This is a genomic window from Aeromicrobium camelliae (assembly GCF_003850045.1).
GTDB lineage: Bacteria > Actinomycetota > Actinomycetes > Propionibacteriales > Nocardioidaceae > Aeromicrobium > Aeromicrobium camelliae.
Genome location: NZ_RQJX01000004.1, coordinates 156101 through 178619 on the forward strand (window position 1 = coordinate 156101; position 22519 = coordinate 178619).

Sequence of the window (22519 nt, forward strand, 5' to 3'; positions counted from 1 at the left end):
CGACTGCTTCCCGACGCAGCCGTCAGTGGCCGGGGACGATGGCCGAGATGACGGTGCCGTCGGCGCGGCGGCGACCGGCGACCGGCGGCGGGTTGCCCTCCAGGCGCGGGCCCTGACCGTCGAGCGGCACGATGACCGGGTCGCCCGACGGGACCTCGATCTCCTTGCCCCGCACCACGATGGTGGGTGTCACCACGACTCCGTCCGCGTCCGCGCCCTCCTCCTCGAGGAACAGCTCGAGCTCGTCGTGACGCACGGTCACCCGGACACGCTGCCCCCGCAGGGTCAGGCGGAAGACCAGTTGCTCCCAGCCGTCCGGCAGGCGCGGATCCAGGGTGAAGACGCCGTTGTGGTCCCGGAAGCCGCCGAAGCCGCCCACGAGCGCGCTCCAGACGCCACCGGTCGAGGCGACGTGGACGCCGTCGCTGGCGTTGCGGTGCCGGTCGGCGAGATCGACGAAGAGCGCGCCGAGGAAGTACCGCAGCGCCAGGTCGTGGTAGCCGACCTCCGCAGCGATGATCGACTGCACGACGCCCGACAGGGTGGAGTCGCCGGTCGTGATCGGGTCGTAGTACTCGAAATTCGCGCGCTTCTGCTCGGCGGTGAAGTGGTCGCCCTGCAGGTAGAGCGCGAGCACCACGTCGGCCTGCTTGATGACCTGGAAACGGTAGATCACCAGCGGGTGGAAGTTCAGCAGCAGAGGGCGCTGATCGAGCGGCGTGTGGTCGAGGTCCCACACCTCCCGCTCGAGAAAGTGCTGATCCTGCGGGTGGATGCCCATGTGCTCGTCGAACGGGATGGCCATGTCACGCGCGGCGCGCTCCCAGTCCTCGACTTCGGTCTCGTCGAGCTTGAGCCGGGTGACGAGCCGGGTGTAGCTGTCCCCGTCGCGCTCGGCCAGTTCGCGCACCGCTCGGGCGGCCGCTTGCAGGTTGAAGCGGGCCATGACGTTGGTGAAGAGGTTGTCGTTGACGACCGTGGTGTACTCGTCGGGCCCGGTGACGCTGTGGATGTGGAAGGTGCCTTCCTCCTCGTCACGCCAGAAGCCGAGATCGACCCACATGCGCGCCGTCTCGACGAGCACGTCGATGCCCGCACGGTTGAGGAAGTCGGTGTCGCCGGTGGCCCCGAGATACTGCGTCAGCGCGTACGCGACGTCGGCGTCGATGTGGTACTGCGCCGTGCCCGCCGCGTAGTACGCCGACGCTTCCTCGCCGTTGATGGTGCGCCACGGGAACAGCGCCCCACGCTGCGACATCTCGCGCGCCCTCCGCCGCGCGGCGTCGAGCAGTGAGTACCGGAATCGCAGGGCGTTTCTGGCCCATTGCGGCGATGTGTAGGTGAGGAACGGCAGGACGTAGATCTCGGTGTCCCAGAAGTAGTGGCCGCTGTAGCCGGAGCCGGTGACGCCCTTGGCGGGGATGCCCTGGCCTTCAGCGCGAGCCGCAGCCTGCGCGACCTGGAACAGGTTCCACCGCACCGCCTGCTGGACGGCGGGCTGTCCGCTGATCTCGACGTCGGAACGTGCCCAGAAATCGTCGAGCCAGGCACGCTGCGCCTCGAACTGCCGCTGCAGCCCCTCGCTCTTGGCGCGGTCCAGGGTGCGTCGGCAGCGGTCCACCAGTTCGCGCGGCGGAACGCCCCGCGACGTGTGGTAGGCGACGTACTTGACCAACCGGATCGGCTTGCCGGGCTGCGCGTTGACCCGGTAGGTGATCTTGGCGAGGTCGTCGTCGACCTGGACGCTCTGGTCCCACTCGTTGTCGGTCTCGAAGAGATGATCGGCGGCGACACCCAGGGTCATCCCGCTGTCGACGCACCGGTAGCCCAGCACGACGCGACCGTCGGCCGCGCTGCCCCAGCTGTACTTCGGTTCGAGGACGCGACGGCTGAAGGTGTCGGACTTGCGTGGATCGTGTCCTTCGCCCATCGCCTTGGAGCGCACGTGGTACTCGTCCTCGCCGTCCTGGCGGTTCAGCACCTGCGACGAGATGGCGATCGGCGCGCTCTCGTCGAGCAGCTCGACGTCGAACGTCATGACCGCGAGGTGGCGCTGGGTGAACGACACCATCCGCTGCGTCGACACCCGGACGCGCTTGCCGCTGGGGGTGCGCCACAGGATGTCGCGCTGGAGCACACCGCTGCGGAAGTCCAGGAAGCGCTCGTATTCGAGCAGGTCGGCGATGCTCAACAGCAACGGCTCGTCGTCGACATAGAGCCGGATGATCTTGGCATCGGGGACGTTCACGATCGTCTGCCCGACCCGCGCGAAGCCGAACGCCTCCTCCGCGTGCTGGATCGGCCAGGTCTCGTGGAAGCCGTTGATGAACGTGCCGTGCGTATGCGAATCACGCCCCTCGACGACGTTGCCGCGCATGCCGAGGTAGCCGTTGCCGACCGCGAACAGCGTCTCGGTGACGCCGAGGTCCTCGTGCCGCGGGTAGGTCTCGACGAGGCGCCAGTCGTCGAGCGGGAAACGTCCGCGGTCGAGGAAGTCGTGGATCTGGGGCGCCTCGTGCGATGTCATGCGAGCTCCTCGAGGTCCTGCACGACGACATCGGCGCCGTTCTCCAGCAGTGCTTCGCGGCCCGCGCCGCGATCGACGCCGACGACGAGACCGAACGCACCCGAGCGCCCGGCCTGGACGCCGGACACGGCGTCCTCGAGCACGACGGCACGGTCCTTGCTGACCCCGAGTTTCTTTGCGGCGTCCAGGAAGGTGTCCGGCTGCGGTTTGCCGGCGAGCTCCTCAGCCTCGGCGACGTTGCCGTCGACGATGACGGGGAAGAAATCGAGCATGCCTGCGGCGTCGAGCACCTTGCGAGCGTTACGCGAGCTGGAGACCACCGCGAGCTTGAGGCCACGCTCGGCCAACTGCTCGACGAGAAGCTTCGAACCGGGGTACACCTCGACACCCTCGGTCGCGAGCACCTTCTCGAAGGCGTCGTTCTTCCGGTTGCCCAGACCGCACACCGTGGTCGCGGACGGGGCGTCGGAAGGATCACCGAAGGGCAACTCGATTCCCCGCGATGCGAGGAAGGACTGCACGCCCTCGTACCGCGGCTTGCCGTCGACGTAACGGAAGTAGTCATCGTCGGTGTACGGCGACTGGTCGTCGTAGCCGGCCAGGAAGTCGTTGAACATCCGATCCCAGGCGTGCATGTGGACCACGGCGGTCGGGGTGATCACTCCGTCGAGGTCAAACAATGCGGCGTCGAAGTCGCTCCAGTTCACTCCACCAAGCGTACGGCCCGAGCGCCGACGGCGAAGCAGGAGCGCGGTGAGTCCGACCACCTTCCGTCACGAACTTTCGCGGGTAGATTGCGGACATGACGCCGCGGGGAGCCGACAGCGAGACCGGACCACTGCAGACGGTGATCGTCCACCGTCCCGGACCCGAGCTCGGCCGGCTCACGCCGCGCAACAACGACCAGCTGCTGTTCGACGCGATCCCGTGGGTCGCACGGGCGCAGGAGGAGCACGACGCGTTCACCGAGGCGCTTCGCGCGCGCGACGTCGAGGTGCTCTACCTGGTCGACCTCCTGACCGAGACACTCCACGGTGACGAGGCGCGATGCCAGATCGTGGAGGAGACCACGGCGGATCTACGGCTGGGCGTGGGATTGCGCGCCTACCTGCGCGACGCCCTCGCCGACCACGATCCGGAGCAGCTGGCCGGCGTGCTCACCGCGGGCGTACGCAACGACGAACTCACCGGCATGTCGAGCATCGTCACGAGCCTGCTGGATCACGAGGACTTCCTCGTCGACCCGCTGCCGAATCTGCTGTTCACCCGCGACTCGTCGGTCTGGCTGCCGGGGCACGTCGCGGTCACCAGCCTCGCGATGCCGGCGAGGGCGCGTGAGACGCAGTTGACCGGGCTGATCTACGCCCACCACCCACGTTTCGCCGACGCTCCCCGCTTGCATGGCCCGCAGCTGGAACATCTCGAGGGCGGCGACGTCCTCCTCCTCGGACCGGGCGTCATCGCCGTGGGGGTGGGCGAACGCACCACTCCGGCCGGTTGCGAGCGGTTCGCCGATCAGGTGCTGCGCAGAGGCTTGGCGCACACGGTGCTCGCGGTCCCGATCGCCCAGGACCGCGCGACCATGCACCTGGACACGATCCTGACGATGCTCGACGTCGACACCGTCGTCGTCTACCCCAACGCGGCGGAGGGACTCCAGGCCTACGCGATCACACGCTCCGACGACGACCTGCACGTGGCGTCACCGCGGTCGTTCTTCGACGCCGCGGCAGACGCCCTGGGAATCGAGGCGCTGCATCGGATCGACACCGGCCTCGATCCCGTCACCGCGGAGCGAGAGCAGTGGGACGACGGCAACAACACCCTCGCGATCGCACCCCGCGTCGCGATCGCCTATGAGCGCAACGAGCAGACGAACACCCGGCTCGTCGACCACAGCATCGACGTCATCACGATCCCCGGGTCCGAACTCGGATCGGGTCGCGGCGGCCCCAGGTGCATGTCCTGCCCGGTGCAGCGGGTCAGCGGATCGTGAGCTGACGCGTCGACAGGCCCTGGCGAGCCGAGCGGATCGCGGCGGTGAGGTCGCTGTCGTCCGCGAGCGCCTCGTCGAGGCGTTCGACGAAGCCGGGCATGAGCGCGTCGAGCGCGGCGGCCTTGACGCCCTGCAGCTCCCAGACCGGGACGAGGAGGCCGTGGGCGCGGAACATGCCGATGAGCTTGGTCTCGTCGCCGATCGTGTCCGTGCCCGCCACGTGCAGCCGGGCCAGCGCGGTGAGCAGCGCCGACTCGTCGTGCGGAAGGATCCACCGCAGGTAGGTGCGCTCCCCCATCTGCGTGACGTACGCGGACTCGACGTTCTCCAGCTTGGTCGTGGGCGCGATGTTCTGATTCGCCGCCTCGAGAGCCGCGAGGGTCGCCGGATCGGCACTGGTCTCCCACGTGTCGGGTTCGGAGAGGTCGCTCGTGTCGTCGGAGTCGATCCAGTAGAAGAAGCTGTCCTCTACCGTCACGTCGAAGGACGTGTCAGGAGCCAGCAGGTCCTGCAGTCGAGGGCCCACGCCCGGATCGGTCATCGCGATGGGTCGACCGGGTTCCGCCTCGAGCGCGAGTTCGATGACGTGGGCGATGTCACGGCTGATGTCGCCGTAGTTGTGCTGCACCTGGAGCCCCACGAGGATCTCGCCGTCCTCGCGGACGAGACCCGCGCCAGCGCCGGGAAGCAGCGAGCAGATGCGGACCTGACGATCACTGTCGCGCAGGGTCACGACGGCGTGAGCGGCGGGGACGAACTCGCGCAGGGCGATCCAGTCGCCTTCGTGCGGCAGGCCTTCGAAGGTCCTGGCGACGAAGGGCATGCGAGCGTTCTTCGGCTTGACGCGGCGTGACTTCCTACCCATGGGGCGCCACTCTACAAGCGCTGGGTCAGGCGATGGGGAGCTCGGCACTCACGCGGGTGCCCTGAGACATGTCGACCCACCACCGGTCGGCGACCCGGTTGATGATCGACAGGCCGCGGCCGCTCAGTGAATCCTCGTCGAAGTCGACGGGCTTGAGCGTCGCTCCGGTGCCGGCGTCGAGAACGCTCAGCTCGAGCAGGTCCCCCGCGATCGACCAGGTGATCTCCATCTGGCCCGAGGAGTCCGGGCTGCCGTGCGACACCGCATTGGCGATCATTTCGCTGAGCACGATGAGCCCGTTGTCGATGACTTCCGCGTCGACCTCATGACGGGTCAGAAACGCTGCCAGCTTGGTACGGGCGATGCTCGGCGTGGAGGACTCAAAGGGGAGCCTGATGGACGCCGACGTCTCGATCATGGACACCTCCTGACTCCCATCTTTGCCCACGGAGTAGACGCGCTCAACTTGAGGGGGCCCCTGCGGACCACCGACTAGGAAACACCCTCGTCATTCAAAAGGCAACTATCGGGGCGGCACAATGGGACCATGAACGACTTCGGCGTGCCCTCCGTCACCGTCTCCGACCTGCCCGATCCCCTGCCGGAGAACGTCGTCGTCCTCGACGTTCGCGAGCCCGATGAGTGGGCCGCCGGACACCTCGAGGGAGCCGTGCACATACCGCTCGGATCGCTCGCGCAGCGCGTCGGCGAGCTCGACCCCCAGGCCGAGACCGTGGTGATGTGCCACCTCGGCGGACGTTCCGCGCGAGCCACCGCGTGGCTGGCGTCGCAAGGGCATCACGTCGTCAATCTCCAGGGCGGAATCGAGGCCTGGGAAGCGGCGGGACGGCCGGTGGTCCAGGACTGACTCAGCGCCAGCCGTCGGTCAGCTCGCCGGGATACTCCGGCGCGTTCGGGGGAACGTGCACGCGCGGACGCGGCGGTGCTGGCCACGGCGGCGGAGGCGCCCACCCCGGCGGAGGCAACTGACCGGGCGGCGGAGCCCACGCTCGCGGCGGTGCCATCGGCCGAGGCAACGGGGGGTACGTCGGCACGGCGGGTCGCGGAGGTTGCGGCGCGCGCGTGGTGATCAGATTCACGCTGCCGGCCTGCCAGGTCACTACGAGAACGAGCAGCACCATCGAGATCGCGGTGGGCAGGACGTCCAACGGACCGACGGACTCGCCCCCGGTCGGGTCGATGAGGCCGACGATGCCGAGCAGGAACAGCAGCACGTTGTTGACGACGTGTGCAGCGATGGCCGCTTCGAGGCCACCCGTACGGATCGTCAACCAGGCGGCCGCCAGCCCGAACAAGGCGACGTCGACCAGCCCCCAGAAGTCGTAGAGGTGGCCGGCGGCGAACACCACCGTGGTGGCGACGATGGGCAGGATCGGCGAACGGACCCACGACCCCACCAGTTGGAGCCCCGCACCACGGAACACGTACTCCTCGGCCGCCGACTGCAGGGGCGTCAGCAGCAGCACGAGCACGACCATGAGCCCCGAGCGCGCCGTGAACGGCGCCCACTCGACCGTTCCGGACTCCGCCACCCCCACGCCCACGGCGGCGCCGATGGCCGTGCCGATGACGAGAAGGCTGATCACCGTGCAGCGCAGCAACCAGCGCCACCGCAGTCGGCCTTCGACCGACAGCAGATACCGCGTGTGCTCGCGCCAGAGGATGCGCACCGGCAGCCACGCGCTCGGCGCCATGACGATGACGGAGACCATGAGGAAGGCGAAGAGGGCAGGATCGGTCAGATCGATGAGCGCCAGGCGCTCCATCACCGCGTCGACCGCGTCGAACGAATCGGCCTCGATCGCCACCACGATGATCAGCACGATCGCGAGCGCGACGGACACGACCCCGTAGGTCACGGCCGCCAGCACCGCCGCGACCGGTAACCGCCAATGCTCGAACGTCGTGGACTCGCGGGCGAGCCGATGAAACGGCGTGCGCGACTCGTCGCTCGTGGTCGTCACGGCCCCTCCTGTGGTCGACTGCGCCAAAGGCGACGCCCCCGGCCCGGTGCGGGACGGGGGCGTGGCCAGTGAGACGTCTTACTTGGCCGCGGCCTTGAGGCGCGAGCCGGCGCTCACCTTGACGCCGAAGCCGGCGGGGATGTCGATCGTCTCGCCGGTGGCAGGGTTGCGGCCGGTGCGGGCGGCGCGCTCGACACGCTCCACCGAGAGGATGCCCGGGATCGAGACCTTCTCACCCTTGGAGACGGAGTCGAGCACGACGTCGCTGAACGCCGAGAGCACCTTGTCGGCATCGGTCTTGGTCACGCCGGCCTTCTCAGCGAGGGCGGCGACGAGGTCGTTGCGGGAGAGAGCCACGAAAACTCCTTGAGCTGATTGATGTTGGCGTCCGCCAGTCTATGAATACTCCGCGGAATTCCAACCCTCCACCCGCCCGTGTCGCCAGGATTATCCGGTGATAGAGGACGGCCATCGCAAGGGTGGCGCGTCGACCAGGTCGGCGATCCGCCGCCGGTAGGCGGCTCGCGTCATGGTGCTGGCGCCCAGACTCGCCAAGTGCGGCGTCAGCCACTGCGTGTCGACGAGATAGTCGTCTTCTGCCTGCGATTGCAGGAATTCGACGAGACTGACGAGGGCCACTTTCGAGGCGTCTGTGGCGCGGTGGAACATCGATTCACCGGCGAACAACCGCCCCACAGCCAGCCCGTAGAGCCCTCCGACCAGCGCCCCCTCGTCGTTCCAGACCTCCACCGAGTGCGCCCAGCCGAGATCGTGCAACCGCCCGTACGCCTCGCGAATCCGCGCATCGATCCAGCCACCGGGACGACGCGGATCGGCGCAGCCGCGGATGACCGCGGGGAAGTCGCGGTCGATCGTCACCGAGAAGCGGCGTGCCGAACGGCGCAGCGAACGCGAGACGCGCAGGTCCCCCGGTCGCAGTACGCCGCGCTCGACCGGCGACCACCACAGCAACTCGCCGTCGTGCGGCATCGGGAAGAGCCCGTGGCGGTAGGCCTCGACGATCGTCGCGGGCTCGAGGTCGGCGCCCGCCGCGACGCAGTCGTCGTCCTCGGGCCAGGGCGCTGACACGAAGTCCCACGGCGACGGGGGCAAGGGGACGGGACCGGTCATGGGCGCATCATCTCGCGCAGGTGCGCGAGCGGCGCGTCCCCCCACTGCTGCCATTCCTCCTCGGTGGCCGACTGCAGGCTCCGCCACCACGTGAAGGCCCGGTTGACCGAGTGCGTGAAGTGGGAGGCGTTCCAGGCGATACCGAAGGCCGTGTGGTCGAGGTCCCAGGCGCCGAGATACTCCGCGACCAGTTCGCTCCACGAAGGCCCGTCCTGGCCCTGGCTCGCGATCGCGTGCGGAACGGCGAGCACCTCGACCGCTGCTGCCCACTGCGCATCGCCGAAGTCGAAGAGCCGGATCGTCTCGCTGGACCGGTAGGCGTTCTTGAGGTGGAGATCGCCGTGTTGGAACGTCACCGGGAACTGGGACTCCTCCATCGCGGCGCACGCGTCGACCAGCTCGGAGCGACGGGAGCGGAAGCGGTCCGCCTCCGCGGCCTCGAGGTGCGAGGGCAGCTGTGGCGGAAGGGAGGCGAGCGCGTCGAGGAGTTGGTCGAAGCGCTCGGGGATGGTCGAGGGCGAGCAGTCCGGCAGCCCGGTCGCGAGCAGTTCCTCTCGGTGGGCGACGAGTTCGCGTTGCGCCCGCGCCGCCACTCCGATCAGATCGCGAAGGTCGTCCCCCGCTGCCGCGTCATCGTCGGCGAGTAATCGCCCGTGGTCGGCCGTCAGCATCCAACCGCGCACGACGTCGACGGCCACCGGTGCGGCGACGAGTCCTGGGAGCAGCCGAGCCAGGAGCTGCTGCAGCGCGGGCTCGAAGCGCATCGGGGCGCAGGGCGCCTTGAACCAGAGGGTGCCGTGGTCGGTGGGCACGACGAGCTGCGTGGACCACGGCCGGATCCGAGGTTGCGTCACCGGCCCGCGGACCCGGTACCCGAGCCGGTCGACCGTGTCCTCGATCCACTCCGTGGCCTCCTGCCGCCACTCGTCGGACGCGACGAGCTGCGAGTAGGAGGGGGTCGCGGGCGACAGCGACATGGGCGGGCTCCTTCGCTCGCGCCCTATCCTGGCGCAGTTCCGGGCGCTTCGGTAGGTTCCGCTGCCTATGCTGTGCCCATGGGTCTGGGCAGCAGCGTGGCCGTCGGCGCCGGGTCGAAACTCGTCCCCAAGGTCGCCTCCGGGTACGTTCGCGCCTTGCTCGACAAGGCCATCGACGGCATCGGCCCGCTCAAACCGGTCGTCGAGACGGCCGGTGCCAAGCTCGCGAGTCACGGCGGCGACGTCGAGAAGGCCGTCGCCGCACTGGTGCGGTCGCACACGAGCCTCGCCGGACTTCAGGGCTTCGTCACCAACCTCGGCGGCTTGTCCGTCGCGGCAGCGACGCTCCCGGCCAATGTCGTGGGCGTGACGCTCGTGCAGTGCCACCTCGTGGCGAGCATCGCGTATCTGCGCGGCTACGACATCGAGGACCCGCGGGTGCGCAACGCCATCCTCACCGTGATGCTCGGCGAGGACGTGGTCACCGACATGATCCGCGACCATCGCCTCCCGTCCTCCCCCATGGCGATGGCCACCTCGCCGGTGCACGATCCGAGTCTCGACGACCGCATCGCACGGGAGGTGACGAGTGAGCTGGTGGGCCGCACGATCGGACGCCGCGCGGTGATGCTCGTCGGCCGCCGCGTGCCCCTGCTCGGCGGTGCGGTGGGCGCCGGAGCCGACGGCGTCGCGACGTGGCAGGTCGGTCGCTATGCCCAGACCGAGCTGCGCGACCGTCGCCTGCGCTCCTGACTCACCCCGTCGGGCGGTGAGCTATCCCGCACGACAGCGCGCCACGTGCGTGCTCAGTCACCGCTCTGACCGAGGGCGCGCACGACGGCCGAGGGACTCGTCCGACCCAGGAGATCGGCCATCCACACGCTCGTGCTGACCAGCGCATCGAGGTCGACTCCGTGTTCGATCCCGAGTCCGTCGAGCATCCAGACGAGATCCTCGGTCGCGAGGTTGCCGGTCGCGCTCTTCGCATAGGGGCAGCCGCCGAGGCCGCCGGCCGACGCGTCGAATGTCGTGATGCCGCGGCGCAGTGCCGCGTGAGTGTTGGCGAGCGCTTGCCCGTACGTGTCGTGGAAGTGCATCGCGAGCCGCTCGACGCCGACCCCCGCCCCGGTGAAGGCATCGACCAGCGAACCGACGTGTCCGACGGTGCCGACGCCGATCGTGTCGCCGAGGGAGAGCTGTGAGACGCCGAGGGAGAGGAGCCGGGTGCCGACCCGGACCACCTGCTCAGGAGCGACGGGCCCCTCCCACGGGTCGCCGAAGCACATCGAGACGTACCCCCGCACGTCCATGCCGGCGTCGATCGCGCGACGGATCGTGGGTTCGAACATCGCGAACTGGCTCTCCAGTCCGCTGTTGAGGTTCTTCGCGGCGAAGGCCTCGGTGGCACTCGCGAAGACCGCGATGTGACGGCACCCTGCGTCGATGGCGCGGTCCAAGCCTCGCTCGTTCGGGACCAGCACCGGCAGAGGCGTCGGGCCGTCGAGGTCGAGTCGCGTCACGAGGTTGGCGGCGTCGGCCAGCTGAGGCACCCATCGCGGATGGACGAAGCTCGTCGCCTCGACGATCGGCAGCCCCGCGGCCACCAGGCGGGAGACGAGCTCCGCCTTCACGTCCAGGGGCACGATGGTGGACTCGTTCTGCAGCCCGTCGCGGGGTCCGACCTCGTAGATCGTCACCCGCTCGGGCAGCCCGTCCTCGCGGATCGTCATGGGCAGTGAGCCGGTCATGACTGCTCCGCGGGCTCGACGTGAACGAGCAGTTGACCGATCGCCACCTGCTGCCCCGGCTCGACGGCGACCTGCGTGACGACGCCGTCGTGCGGCGCTGCGAGCGTGAGCTCCATCTTCATCGCCTCCACGGTGCCGAGTCGTTGGCCTGCCACGACGCGGTCGCCCTCGCTCACCTCGACCGTCACGACAGCACCCGGCATCGGCGCGGTGACCTCCGCCGCGCCGGCGAGCGCGGCGTGCGCCCGCCGCACCCCGTCCGGAGCGTGGAACTCCCAGGAATGTCCCTCGACCGCGGCCAGGACGCGCGGCCCGATCCGGACGCCGATGATGTCGGCCGTGTCGTCGGCAGGTCTGACCTGCCGGATTCCTCCGTCGGGCCCGGCGATGGGGACGCGGAGCGGCGTCGCCGGTCCTGCCGGTCGCCAGCCGTCGAGACGTCCGAACGGCAAGCCGTCGTCCACCGGGGCGAGGAGTGCGGCCGCGAACTCCCAGCCGGCATCGGGAACCGCGGGCGCGCGCAGGACATCGGCCGCTGCCACCGGATCGTCGAGCCAGCCGGTGTGGACGTGGCCGTTCCGGAAGGGCCCGGAGTCGACGAGACGGCGCACGAACCCGGTGTTGGTGGTCAACCCGAGCACCGCGGTCTCGTCCAGCGCGTCGACGAGGGCATCGATCGCGCCTGCGCGGTCGGCACCGGACACGATGATCTTCGCCAGCATCGGGTCGTAGGCGGTGCCGACGATGCCAGGGCCGTCGATCGCCGCTTCCACGCGCGCCTCCCATCCGGGCCAGACCAGGTGCTCGATGCGCCCGGCCTGGGGCAAGAAGCCGGCGTAGGGGTCCTCGGCGTAGATGCGAGCCTCGATCGCGTGCCCGTCGCAGGAGATGTCCTCCTGTCGCAGCGGCAGCGGCTCCCCGGCGGCGACCGCGAGCTGCCACTGCACGAGGTCGACGCCGGTGACCTCTTCAGTCACCGGATGCTCGACCTGCAGGCGGGTGTTCATCTCGAGGAAGTAGGCGTCCTCACCCGCCACGAGGAACTCCACGGTGCCGGCACCCACGTACCCGACCTCACGGCACAGGGCGACCGAGGCGTCCAGAATCGTCTGCCGGACGTGGGGATCGAGCCCGGGTGCGGGGGCCTCCTCGACGACCTTCTGGTGCCGACGCTGCGCGGAACAGTCCCGCTCGTAGAGGTGGACGACATTGCCGTGGGTGTCGCCGAAGACCTGTACCTCCACGTGCCGTCCTGCCTCGACGTACCGCTCGACGAGGAGCGTGTCGTCGCCGAACGCGGCGGCGGCTTCGCGGCGCGCGGTCGCGAGCGCGTCCGGGAGTTGCTCGGGCGACCGCACGATGTGCATCCCCTTGCCGCCGCCACCGGCTGCGGCCTTGACCAGGACGGGATACGCGTCGGCGGGGATCGCGTCGGGGTCCTGCCGCGGGGTCACCGGCACGCCGGCTCGCTCGGCGATCTCGCGGGCGCGGTCCTTGCGGCCCATCGCCTCGATGACGTCGGCGCTGGGGCCGATGAACACCAGGCCCGCGTCGGCGACGGCTCGGGCGAAGGCGGCTCCCTCGGACAGGAAGCCGTAGCCGGGGTGGATCGCCTCCGCGCCGAACTCGCGCGCCGCCTCCAGGATCGCGGGGATGGAGAGGTAGGACTCGGCGGCCGGGGTGGGACCGAGTCGCACCGCCTGGTCGGCCTCATGCACGAACGGGGCGTCGGCGTCAGCGTCGGAGAAGACCGCGATGCTGCGCAGACCGGCTTCACGGCATGCGCGGATGATGCGCCGGGCGATCTCGCCGCGATTGGCAACCAGGACGCTCGAGAAACTCATAGCCGGAACACTCCGAACTGGGGAGTCGGTGGGATGGGAGCGTGAGCGGCGGCCTGCAGACCGAGACCGAGGACCCGTCGGGTGTCGGCGGGGTCGATGATCCCGTCGTCCCACAGCCGCGCGGTGGAGTAGTATGCCGACCCCTGCTCCTCGTACTGCGCGCGGATCGGCGCTCGGAAGGCTTCCTCCTCCTCGACGCTCCACGTGCCGCCCTTGGCCTCGATGCCGTCGCGGCGGACGGTGGCGAGGACCGAGGCGGCCTGGTCGCCGCCCATGACGGAGATGCGGGCGTTCGGCCACATCCACAGGAATCGCGGGTCGTAGGCGCGCCCGCACATGCCGTAGTTGCCGGCGCCGTAGGAGCCGCCGATGACGACGGTGAACTTGGGCACGACGCTGGAGGCGACCGCGGTCACGAGCTTGGCCCCGTCCTTGGCGATGCCACGGTTCTCGTACTCCTTGCCGACCATGAACCCGGTGATGTTCTGCAGGAAGACGAGCGGGATGCCGCGCTGGTTGGCCAGTTCGATGAAGTGGGCGCCCTTGACGGCGGACTCGCTGAACAGGATGCCGTTGTTGGCCAGGATCGCGACGGGGTAGCCCCAGATGCGGGCGAACCCGCATACGAGGGTCTCGCCGTAGAGTGGTTTGAACTCATGCAGCCGGGAGTCGTCGACGATGCGGCTGATGACCTCGCGGACGTCGTACGGCACACGCGGGTCGTCCGGGACGACGTCGTAGATGCTCTCGGGATCTTCACGGGGCTCGAGCACCTCGCGCTGCCCGTAGGCGGGAGCGGACGGACGTTCCAGGGTGTCGACGATCGACCTGACGATCTGCAGTGCGTGCGCGTCGTCCTCGGCGAGGTGGTCGACGACGCCGGAGGTTCGGGCGTGCACCTCGCCACCGCCCAGCTCCTCGGCCGTCACGACCTCGCCGGTCGCGGCCTTCACGAGCGGCGGGCCACCGAGGAAGATCGTGCCCTGGTCGCGGACGATGACAGTCTCGTCGCTCATCGCCGGGACGTAGGCACCCCCTGCCGTGCAGGAACCCATGACCGCGGCGATCTGCGCGATGCCCTGCGCTGACATCTGCGCCTGGTGGTAGAAGATCCGGCCGAAGTGCTCGCGGTCGGGGAACACCTCGTCCTGCATGGGGAGGAACGCGCCGCCGGAGTCCACGAGGTAGACGCACGGGAGTCGGTTCTGCAGCGCGATCGTCTGCGCGCGCAGGTGCTTCTTGACGGTGAGGGGATAGTAGGTGCCGCCCTTGACCGTGGCGTCGTTGGCGACGATCACGCATTCACGGCCGCTGACCCGGCCGATCCCTGTGACGATGCCGGCGCTCGGCACCTCTCCCCCGTACATCTCGTACGCGGCGAGCGGCGCGATCTCCAGGAACGGCGATCCCGGGTCGAGCAGACGGTCGACCCGGTCGCGCGGGAGGAGCTTCCCGCGAGCGACGTGGCGATCGCGGGCTGCGGGGGTGCCACCCTGGCGCGCGGCCGCTGTGCGCTCGCGCAGTTCGGCGACGAGATCCTGGAGCTGGCTCACACCGCGAGGTTAACAGTCATTAACCTCGGTGCGCTAGGCTGCCGCTGTGACGACCCGGCAGGAGCAGATCCTCGACACCGCGGCGATGCTGTTCGCCGAGCGGGGATTTCACGGCGTCACCGTGCACGACATCGGCGAGGCGTGCGGCATCTCGGGGCCGGCGCTCTACAAGCACTTCTCCGGCAAAGGCGATCTGCTGCGGCAGTCGCTCGTGTCGATCAGCGACCGGCTCCTCGACGAGGGGACGCGACGCCGGGACGCGGCGGCCGACGCGAACTCCGCGCTCGGCGCGCTGATCGACTGGCATGTCGACTTCGCACTGTCGCACCCTGCGCTCATCGTGGTGCAGGAGCGCGAGTGGTCCAGCCTGGACGCCGAGGCGCGCGAACGGGTCCGCCGAACCCAGCTCGCCTACATCGACGTCTGGGTGCAGGTCGTGCGCGAGCTGCGCCCCGAACTCGACCGCGCCACCGCCCGCGCTGCCGTGCAGGCCGCGTTCGGTCTGCTGAACTCCACACCCCACAGCGCCCGGCTCAGCGCGCCCGCGATGCGCTCGCTCCTCGCTCGGATGGCCCGCTCCGCCTTACTCGGGTAGGTCGGAGCGGGCCCAGCCCCTCAGCGGATCACGAGGAGGAGGTCGCCGCCCTCGACAGGTCGCGGCCCGTGGAAGGCGAGGCGCTCGACCGTCCCGCCTCGCGGAGCAGTGATCGTCGCCTCCATCTTCATCGCCTCGATCGTCGCGACCTGGTCGCCGGGCTCGACGTGATCGCCCTCGCCCACGACGATCGTCACGGCGCCCTGGAACGGTGCCGCCACGTGACCGTCGTCGGCAGGATCGGCCTTCTCCCCCGTCGGAACGTCGGCCGCAACCGCTCGGTCGCGAACGCTGACCGGTCGCAACTGCCCGTTGACCCGGCACATCACCGTTCGGTAGCCGCGCTCGTCGGGCTCGCCGATCGCCTCGACCTCGAGGAGCAGACGCTTGCCCTTCTCGATCTCGACCACGTGTTCGGCGCCTTGCGTCAGCCCGTAGAGGTACTCGAGCGTCGGCACCACGGACAGGTCGCCGTAGCGTTCGCGCCTCGCCTCGAATTCTCGCGTCGGACCTTCGAAGAGCAGACGATTGAGCGTTCGGCGGGGGTCGCCGGCGAGTCCGGACCGCTCGTCGGCCGTGAGTTCGGCTTCGGGCGGCGACCACGTGCGGCCCGCCAGAGCCTTGGTGCGAAACGGCTCGGGCCATCCACCCGGCGGAGCTCCCAGCTCTCCGTTGAGGAAGCCGATCACCGACGCCGGGATGTCGTAACGGTCCGGATGCTCGGCGAAGTCGTCGGGGTCGGCCCCCACGCCGACCAGAGCGAGCGCCAGATCGCCGACCACCTTGGACGACGGGGTGACCTTGACGATGCCCCCGAGGATCTCGTTCGCGGCGGCGTACATGTCCTCGATCTGCTCGAACTTCTCACCGAGGCCGAGCGCGACCGCCTGCTGACGCAGGTTGGACAGCTGTCCGCCGGGAATCTCATGGGCGTAGACCCGACCCGTCGGGGAGGCGAGACCGGACTCGAACGGCGCGTAGACACGTCGGACCGCTTCCCAGTACGGCTCGAGTGCGCTGACCGCCTCCAGGGACAGACCGGTCTCACGGTCCGCATGGTCGGTCGCGGCCACCAGCGCGGTCAGCGACGGCTGCGACGTCGTTCCTGACATGGGCGCTGCCGCTGCGTCCACCGCGTCCACACCAGCGGAGATCGCCGCCAGGAGCGTCGCGAGCTGACCACCGGCCGTGTCGTGGGTGTGCAGGTGGACCGGCAGGTCGAAGCCGCTGCGCAACGCGCTCACCAGACGCTCGGCCGCAGGAGCGCGCAGGAGCCCCGCCATGTCCTTGATCGCCAGTACGTGGGCACCCGCCTCGACGATGCGCTCGGCGAGCCGGAGGTAGTAGTCGAGCGTGTAGAGCTTCTCGTTCGGATCGGCGAGATCGCCGGTGTAACAGAGCGCCACCTCGGCGACCGCCGTGCCCGTGCCCCTGATCGCGTCGATGGCCGGGACCATCTGCGACACGTCGTTGAGCGCGTCGAACACCCGGAAGACGTCCACGCCGGACCGCGCTGCTTCGTCGACGAAGGCGTCGGTCACCTCGGTCGGGTACGGCGTGTATCCCACCGTGTTGCGCCCGCGCAGCAACATCTGCAGACAGATGTTCGGCATGGCCTCCCGCACGGCGCCGAGCCGATCCCAAGGATCTTCGCCCAGGAACCGGAGTGCGACGTCGTACGTGGCTCCACCCCAGACTTCAGCGGACCAGAGCTGGGGCGTCATCCGGGCCACGTGACCGCCCACAGCGACCAGATCGCGGGTACGTACACGAGTGGCCAGGAGCGACTGGTGGGCGTCGCGGAAGGTCGTCTCGGTGACCGCGACGTGCTGCTGCCCCCGCAACCGCCGGGAGAACTCCTCGGGACCGACCTCGCGCAGCAGGTCCCGCGACCCTGCCGGCGGCCGGGACTCCGCGTCGATCGGGGGGAGTTTCGTCACGGGGTCGAGGGACACCGGAGCGTCGCCGTGCGGCTTGTTGACCGTGACGTCCGCGAGGTAGTCGAGCAGTCGAGTCGCCCGGTCGGCGCTCGTCCGGGCGGTCAGGAGTTCGGGATGGTCGTCGATGAACGACGTAGTGATGCGTCCGGCGACGAAGTCGGGGTCCTCGAGGACGCCCTGGAGGAAACCGATGTTGCTCGCGACGCCGCGGATGCGGAACTCCGCGACGGCACGGCGTGCCTTCTCCACCGCCTTCTCGAAGGTCGCGCCCCGGCACGTGAGTTTGGCGAGGAGTGAGTCGAAGTGCGGACTGACCTCGGCGCCGGTGTAGGTGGTGCCGCCGTCGAGCCGCACGCCCGGTCCGCCCGGAGAGCGGTACGTCGTGATCGTGCCGGTGTCCGGGCGGAATCCGTTGGCCGGGTCCTCCGTGGTGATGCGGCACTGCAACGCCGCGCCCCGAAGCCGCACCGTCTCCTGGGCGAGCCCGAGATCGGCGAGCGTCTCTCCCGAGGCGATACGCAACTGCGCCTGAACCACGTCCACGTCCGTGACCTCTTCGGTCACGGTGTGCTCGACCTGGATGCGCGGGTTCATCTCGATGAAGACGTGGCGTCCGGCCTCGTCGACGAGGAACTCGACGGTACCCGCGTTCTCGTAGCCGATGTGCTGCGCGAAGCGGACCGCGTCGGCACAGATGCGTTCCCGCAGCTCGGGGTCGAGCCCGGGCGCCGGAGCGATCTCGACGACCTTCTGGTGGCGACGCTGGACGGAGCAATCACGCTCGAACAGATGCAGCGTGTCCCCCGTGGCGTCGGCGAGTACCTGCACCTCGATGTGCCGCGGGTTGAGCACCGCCTGCTCGATGAAGACCGCCGGGTCGCCGAACGCGGCCTCGGCCTCACGCATGCAGGTCTCGATGGCCGCCCGCAGCTGGGACGGCTCGTCCACGCGCCGCATGCCGCGACCGCCGCCGCCGGCGATGGCCTTGACGAAGAGCGGGTAGTCGAGGCCGGCGGCCCCCTCGACCAGGACGTCCGGGTCGCTCGACGGCGCGACGCTGGAGAGTGTGGGTACTCCCGCGGCCCGGGCCGCGGCGACCGCGCGGGCCTTGTTGCCGGTCAGCTCGAGTACTGCGGACGCCGGACCCACGAAGGTGATGCCCGCGGCCGAGCAGGCCTCCGCGAGGGCCGGGTTCTCCGAGAGGAAGCCGTACCCGGGGTAAACCGCGTCGGCACCGCACTCCACCGCCGTCCGCACGAGCGCGTCGGCGTCGAGGTACGCCCGCACCGGGTGTCCCCGTTCACCGATCTCGTAGGCCTCGTCGGCCTTGAACCGATGCTCGGACCATCGGTCCTCGCAGGGGAACACCGCGACGGTGCGTGCTCCGAGTTCATAGACGGCCCGAAACGCCCGGACCGCGATCTCGCCGCGGTTCGCCACAAGTACCTTGGAAAACACTCAGACCTCCTGGGGTCGGTCGGCGCGCGCGGTCCGGCCGGATGCGAGCATCATGAGCCTCCCACGAGTCCTGCCCGCTCGGCGTGAGCGACGATGCGGTTGCGCAGAGTTCCGAGGCGCTCGACCTCCACCTCGACCTCGTCACCGGGCTGCAGCAACCACGGAGGCGTCCGGGCGTAGCCGACGCCCGCGGGGGTGCCGGTGGCGAGCATGTCGCCGGGCCGCAGCGTGAACGTGCGGGAGATGAGCGAAAGCGTCTCCCCGACCGTGTAGACCATCTGGTCGGTGCTGCCACGCTGCACCTCCTCACCGTTCACCCGCGTCGTCACCGTCAGGCCGTCACGCAGGTCACCGACCTCGGCAGCCGGGACGAGGGGGCCGAGGGGGCCGGACCGGTCCGCGTTCTTGCCCAGAATCCACTGCGAGGTGAGTTTCTGAGCGCGCCGAGCGGTCACGTCGTTGAAGGTCGAGTAGCCGACGACGGCGGCGAGGGCTTCCTCGGGACTGGCGTCCATCAGCGGCGCTCCGACGTAGGCCATGACCTCACCCTCCCAGTCCAGGCCGTCCTCGTCGAGGGGCACCGGGATGGCTGCGCCTCCGACGGTCAGCGAGGCCGGCCACCGTGCGAAGAGCGTGGGGTAGGGCGGATGGTCGTCATGCGCGTACGACCCTTCGGCGACGTGCTTGAGGTAGTTCAGCCCGATGCAGATCACCCTCGCTCCGGGCAACACGGGCGGGACGATCTCGGCGCCCTCGAGCTCGATCGTCACTCCGGTCCCCCCGCGGGCGATCGCGCCGGCCGGGTCCGCCCAGAACGCCTCCAACCCGTCGAGGACCTCGGCGGTTCCGGACACCTCGTCCGTTGCCGCGACGACGACCGCCCCGCTGGCGTCCTTGATGCCGACGATTCGTTGACTCACAAGATTCTCCGTCCGGTGTCCCCGTCGTGCACTCCGGACGAGTGCGAACGCGACGGCTCTAAAGTTCTATACCTTTTAGACGGAATATGCCAGACTGCTGTCCGTGAAGGATGACCACCGTGGGCTGAAGCTCGATCCCGTGCCGGTGTCGGCCTCGCGCGCCGACCGACTGGCCACCACCGTCCAGCGCCACATCGTGGAGCAGGGCCTGGGTCCGGGGGACTTCGTCGGCACGCTCGAGACGCTTCGGCGTACGAGCGGCCTGTCCAAGCCCACCGTCAGCGAAGCCGTGCGGCTTCTGCGTGACCGCGGGGCGGTGTACATCAAGCCCGGCCGTGGCGGCGGCATCTTCGTCGCCGAGCGAGGACCCGTGGTGCGGATGCGCCACACGCTGCTGGAGGTCGCCGACGATCCGACGGCCGTCGTCGACGCGATCGAACTGCGCGATCACCTTGAGCTGCTCATCGATCTCGGCGCCGCGCGCTGCCGCGATGCTGCCGACATCGACGATCTCCGGCGCCACATCGACGCGATGGCCGCCGCCGAGGACTGGGACTCCTTCATGAGCGCCAACTGGGCGCTCCACGAGAGGATCGCCGCCATCTGCCCCAACGCGATGGCCCGGGCGGTCTACGTCGGGACGCTCGGCCACCTGATCACCACCTCGGCTCGCCGGATCGACGATGTCGACGACGAGGCGTACCGCAGGCGTCGACTGGCCGATCACGTCGAGCTCGTCGAGGCGATCGTCGCAGCAGACGAAGCTCGCGTGCGAGAAGCCGTCGAGCGCCACCGTCAACCCGCGTCGGACGAACCCTCGACGCGGTCGTCGCAGCCCACCCCGCACCACGCACACACGAGGAGTTCGACCGATGACCACTGACCCGTCGGCGTTCCGCGCCTACCTCTTCCCCCACGATCATCCTCGCCTCGCCGACATCCGCGGTCTCGACGCGTACAGCTACCGCGAAGCAGCGCGCGAGGACTCGTTCACGGGTGGGCTCATCGAGGGGTGGACCCCCCTGTATCTCAACGAGTTTCATGGGATCACCGAGGACGGGACGCTTCGTGACGGGCTCTATCCGCTGACTCCCGCCGAGCCGGGCGAGGAGGCCCCGGTCGCCGACATGGTCGCGGCGGCCGACCACCTGATCGGCCTCCTGAGCGACAGCGACCGCGACCGACTGTGTCATCGAGTCGACGCCCCGGAGTGGCAGACCTGGGCCAACCCGGAGTTCATGCAGTTCGACACCGGGATCCGCCTCGAGTTCGCCTCCTCGGAGGTGCAACAGGCGGCGCTCGGCCTCATGCGTGCCTCACTGAGCGAAGAGGGCTTCGCCGCCGCTCACCGCATGATGGTCATCAACCACTTCCTCGGCGAGGTCGTCGACCTTTCGACGATCCTCAACGAGTTCAGCTACAACATCGCGCTCTACGGCACACCCGACCTGCGAGCACCGTGGGGCTGGCAGCTCTTCGGCCATCACTGCGCCGTCAACTGCCTCGTCGTGGAGGGCCGCATGCAGGTCAGCCCGTTGTTCCTCGGCGCCGAACCCGACCAGATCGACGCCGGACCTCACGCCGGGCCGGGCGTCTTCGACCGGCGCATCGAGCTGGCGACCGCGCTGATCGGCGCGTTACCCGAGGACCAGCGGAACCGGGCGATCACGTACCCGCAGCTCGTCGACCCGGCGATGCCGGAGGGGAGGGTCCACCCCGGCGATGAACGACACCTCGCAGGTGCATTCCAGGACAATCGGATCATTCCGTTCGCCGGTGCGCCGGTGGCCGACATGCCGGCCGAAGCCCGCACCCTGGTGCTCGCCTTCGTCGAGCAGTTCGTCGCCGTCCTGCCCGACGGTCCGCGGCGCGCGCGGATGCGCGAGATCGAGCGGCACCTCGACGACACGTGGGTGGAGTGGATCGGCGACTGGCGGCCAGGAAGCGTGTTCTACATCCGCGTCCAGTCCCCCGTGGTCATCGCCGAACTGGACCACCACTGCGGGGTGTTCCTCGACTACGACACCCCCAAGAACTTCCACATCCACACAGTGCTCCGCACACCCCACGGCAACGACTACGGCCGAGCGTGGGTACGACAGTGGCAGCAGCACCACCAGGACCCCGTCGCCCTCACCCGCGCGGACACATGAGCGACGACGCCGATGCCGACAACACCGAGCGCACAGCGCCGGTGCGGGGGAAACGTCCAGCTCAAGGCGAACCCGTCATCGACCGGGCGTTCTCGATCCTGCACTCCTTCGACCCCTCGCACCGCCACCTCGGTCTGAACGAGTTGAGCCGCCGGGCAGGACTGCCGGTGAGCTCGACGCTGCGGATCGCGCGTCAACTCATGAGTTGGGGTGCCCTGGAGCGCGACGAGCACGGCCGGTTCTGTATCGGGGTACGTCTCTACGAACTCGCCGCGAGCGCTCCGCGTGGCCATGGCATCCGCAACGTCGCCTTGCCGTTCCTGCACGACCTCGCCGAGGCGACCCGCCAGCACGTGCTGCTCGCCGTACGCGACGGTCACGAGGCCATCCTCCTCGAGCGCATCTCGGACCATCAGGCGATGCCGGTGCTCTACCACGTCGGCGGCCGCCTTCCGCTGCACTCCACCGGCGTCGGCCTGGCACTGCTGGCGTTCGAATCGTCGCAATTCCGCGAGAGCTACCTGTCCCGTTCGCTGGTGCGGATGCCCGAGCAGCAGCCGGTCGACGCGACGCAACTGCGGCGCCTCATCGCCGAGATCCGGCGTGAGAAGTCGGTGATCTTCCGGCGCCGCGTTCCCACGCCGATCCTCTCGGTGGCCGCGCCGGTGTGGGGAGCCGACGAACAGCTCGCCGGCGCGATCTCGGTCGTCGTGCCCGACGACGGGTACGACCCGCGGCGGCTCCTCCCGGCCCTGCAAACCTCCAGCAAGTCCCTGTCGCGCGTACTCGGCGCAGGACTGCCGGCGGTTCCGCCCGGCGACGAATGA

The 22519-nt window shown here is 69.4% G+C and carries 20 protein-coding genes; 7 read left to right on the plus strand and 13 right to left on the minus strand.

Annotated elements, in window-relative coordinates; translation table 11 throughout:
- Positions 1-22: 22 nt before the first annotated feature.
- Positions 23-2527, minus strand: coding sequence for a glycoside hydrolase family 65 protein (locus tag EHW97_RS04895; protein ID WP_124236042.1), 2505 nt, complete (start codon positions 2525-2527; stop codon positions 23-25).
- Positions 2524-3234 carry an HAD family hydrolase gene (locus EHW97_RS04900; protein ID WP_124236043.1) on the minus strand — a complete coding sequence of 237 codons (711 nt, stop codon included), beginning with the start codon at positions 3232-3234 and terminating at the stop codon, positions 2524-2526. Before EHW97_RS04900 ends, EHW97_RS04895 begins: the two co-directional genes overlap by 4 nt.
- Positions 3235-3329: 95 nt before the next feature.
- On the opposite strand from EHW97_RS04900, the gene EHW97_RS04905 reads away from it, so the two are divergent.
- On the plus strand, positions 3330-4523 hold the full coding sequence (locus tag EHW97_RS04905) for an arginine deiminase (RefSeq protein WP_124236044.1): 1194 nt from the start codon (positions 3330-3332) through the stop codon (positions 4521-4523).
- On the opposite strand, the gene EHW97_RS04910 is transcribed toward EHW97_RS04905, so the two are convergent.
- Together EHW97_RS04910 and EHW97_RS04915 are read right to left on the minus strand one after the other, a co-directional pair.
- On the minus strand, positions 4510-5346 hold the full coding sequence (locus tag EHW97_RS04910; RefSeq protein ID WP_243696305.1) for a DUF5926 family protein: 837 nt from the start codon (positions 5344-5346) through the stop codon (positions 4510-4512). The two genes, EHW97_RS04905 and EHW97_RS04910, sit on opposite strands and share 14 nt — an antisense overlap.
- 67 nt (positions 5347-5413) lie before the next feature.
- Positions 5414-5806, minus strand: coding sequence for an ATP-binding protein (locus EHW97_RS04915; RefSeq protein ID WP_124236046.1), 393 nt, complete (start codon positions 5804-5806; stop codon positions 5414-5416).
- A 129-nt stretch (positions 5807-5935) separates the two neighbouring features.
- Here EHW97_RS04915 and EHW97_RS04920 point away from each other — a divergent pair, with 129 nt between their 5' ends.
- Positions 5936-6256 carry a rhodanese-like domain-containing protein gene (locus tag EHW97_RS04920; protein ID WP_124236047.1) on the plus strand — a complete coding sequence of 107 codons (321 nt, stop codon included), beginning with the start codon at positions 5936-5938 and terminating at the stop codon, positions 6254-6256.
- Between the two features lies 1 nt (position 6257).
- On the opposite strand, the gene EHW97_RS04925 is transcribed toward EHW97_RS04920, so the two are convergent.
- The 4 genes from EHW97_RS04925 to EHW97_RS04940 form a co-directional block, all read right to left on the minus strand.
- Positions 6258-7373, minus strand: coding sequence for a CPBP family intramembrane glutamic endopeptidase (locus EHW97_RS04925; protein WP_124236048.1), 1116 nt, complete (start codon positions 7371-7373; stop codon positions 6258-6260).
- 78 nt (positions 7374-7451) lie between these two features.
- Positions 7452-7730, minus strand: coding sequence for an HU family DNA-binding protein (locus tag EHW97_RS04930; RefSeq protein WP_124236049.1), 279 nt, complete (start codon positions 7728-7730; stop codon positions 7452-7454).
- Between the two features lie 90 nt (positions 7731-7820).
- Entirely contained in the window at positions 7821-8504 is a 684-nt protein-coding gene (gene aat / locus EHW97_RS04935; RefSeq protein ID WP_124236050.1) for a leucyl/phenylalanyl-tRNA--protein transferase, read from the minus strand.
- Positions 8501-9481, minus strand: a complete 981-nt coding sequence (locus EHW97_RS04940) for a phosphotransferase (protein ID WP_124236051.1) — start codon at positions 9479-9481, stop codon at positions 8501-8503. The genes aat and EHW97_RS04940 overlap by 4 nt, the downstream gene beginning before the upstream one ends.
- Before the next feature lie 78 nt (positions 9482-9559).
- On the opposite strand from EHW97_RS04940, the gene EHW97_RS04945 reads away from it, so the two are divergent.
- Positions 9560-10234: an EcsC family protein gene (locus EHW97_RS04945; RefSeq protein ID WP_124236052.1), complete on the plus strand. Its 675-nt coding sequence runs from the start codon at positions 9560-9562 to the stop codon at positions 10232-10234.
- 53 nt (positions 10235-10287) lie between these two features.
- Here the strand turns inward: EHW97_RS04945 and EHW97_RS04950 are convergent, their stop codons facing one another.
- From EHW97_RS04950 to EHW97_RS04960, 3 genes are read right to left on the minus strand one after another with little or no spacing between them, the layout of a single operon-like run.
- Positions 10288-11229 carry a hydroxymethylglutaryl-CoA lyase gene (locus tag EHW97_RS04950; RefSeq protein ID WP_124236053.1) on the minus strand — a complete coding sequence of 314 codons (942 nt, stop codon included), beginning with the start codon at positions 11227-11229 and terminating at the stop codon, positions 10288-10290.
- A complete protein-coding gene (locus tag EHW97_RS04955; protein WP_124236054.1) occupies positions 11226-13073 on the minus strand; it encodes an acetyl/propionyl/methylcrotonyl-CoA carboxylase subunit alpha in 1848 nt (615 codons plus the stop codon). The genes EHW97_RS04950 and EHW97_RS04955 overlap by 4 nt, the downstream gene beginning before the upstream one ends.
- Positions 13070-14626: a carboxyl transferase domain-containing protein gene (locus EHW97_RS04960; protein ID WP_124236055.1), complete on the minus strand. Its 1557-nt coding sequence runs from the start codon at positions 14624-14626 to the stop codon at positions 13070-13072. The genes EHW97_RS04955 and EHW97_RS04960 overlap by 4 nt, the downstream gene beginning before the upstream one ends.
- Positions 14627-14672: 46 nt before the next feature.
- On the opposite strand from EHW97_RS04960, the gene EHW97_RS04965 reads away from it, so the two are divergent.
- A complete protein-coding gene (locus tag EHW97_RS04965; RefSeq protein WP_208001892.1) occupies positions 14673-15221 on the plus strand; it encodes a TetR/AcrR family transcriptional regulator in 549 nt (182 codons plus the stop codon).
- 20 nt (positions 15222-15241) lie between these two features.
- Here EHW97_RS04965 and EHW97_RS04970 read toward each other — a convergent pair whose 3' ends face one another.
- On the minus strand, positions 15242-18619 hold the full coding sequence (locus EHW97_RS04970) for a pyruvate carboxylase (protein WP_124236056.1): 3378 nt from the start codon (positions 18617-18619) through the stop codon (positions 15242-15244).
- Between the two features lie 50 nt (positions 18620-18669).
- Positions 18670-19539 (minus strand): fumarylacetoacetate hydrolase family protein, encoded by an 870-nt coding sequence (locus tag EHW97_RS04975; RefSeq protein ID WP_124236057.1) that lies wholly within the window; start codon positions 19537-19539, stop codon positions 18670-18672.
- Between the two features lie 103 nt (positions 19540-19642).
- On the opposite strand from EHW97_RS04975, the gene EHW97_RS04980 reads away from it, so the two are divergent.
- The 3 genes from EHW97_RS04980 to EHW97_RS04990 are packed head-to-tail and all read left to right on the plus strand — an operon-like array spanning position 19643 to position 22519.
- On the plus strand, positions 19643-20422 hold the full coding sequence (locus EHW97_RS04980; RefSeq protein WP_124236058.1) for a FadR/GntR family transcriptional regulator: 780 nt from the start codon (positions 19643-19645) through the stop codon (positions 20420-20422).
- Entirely contained in the window at positions 20412-21692 is a 1281-nt protein-coding gene (locus EHW97_RS04985; RefSeq protein ID WP_124236059.1) for a DUF3500 domain-containing protein, read from the plus strand. Before EHW97_RS04980 ends, EHW97_RS04985 begins: the two co-directional genes overlap by 11 nt.
- The gene (locus EHW97_RS04990; RefSeq protein WP_124236060.1) at positions 21689-22519 is read left to right on the plus strand and encodes an IclR family transcriptional regulator; all 831 of its coding nucleotides are present in this window, start codon (positions 21689-21691) and stop codon (positions 22517-22519) included. Before EHW97_RS04985 ends, EHW97_RS04990 begins: the two co-directional genes overlap by 4 nt.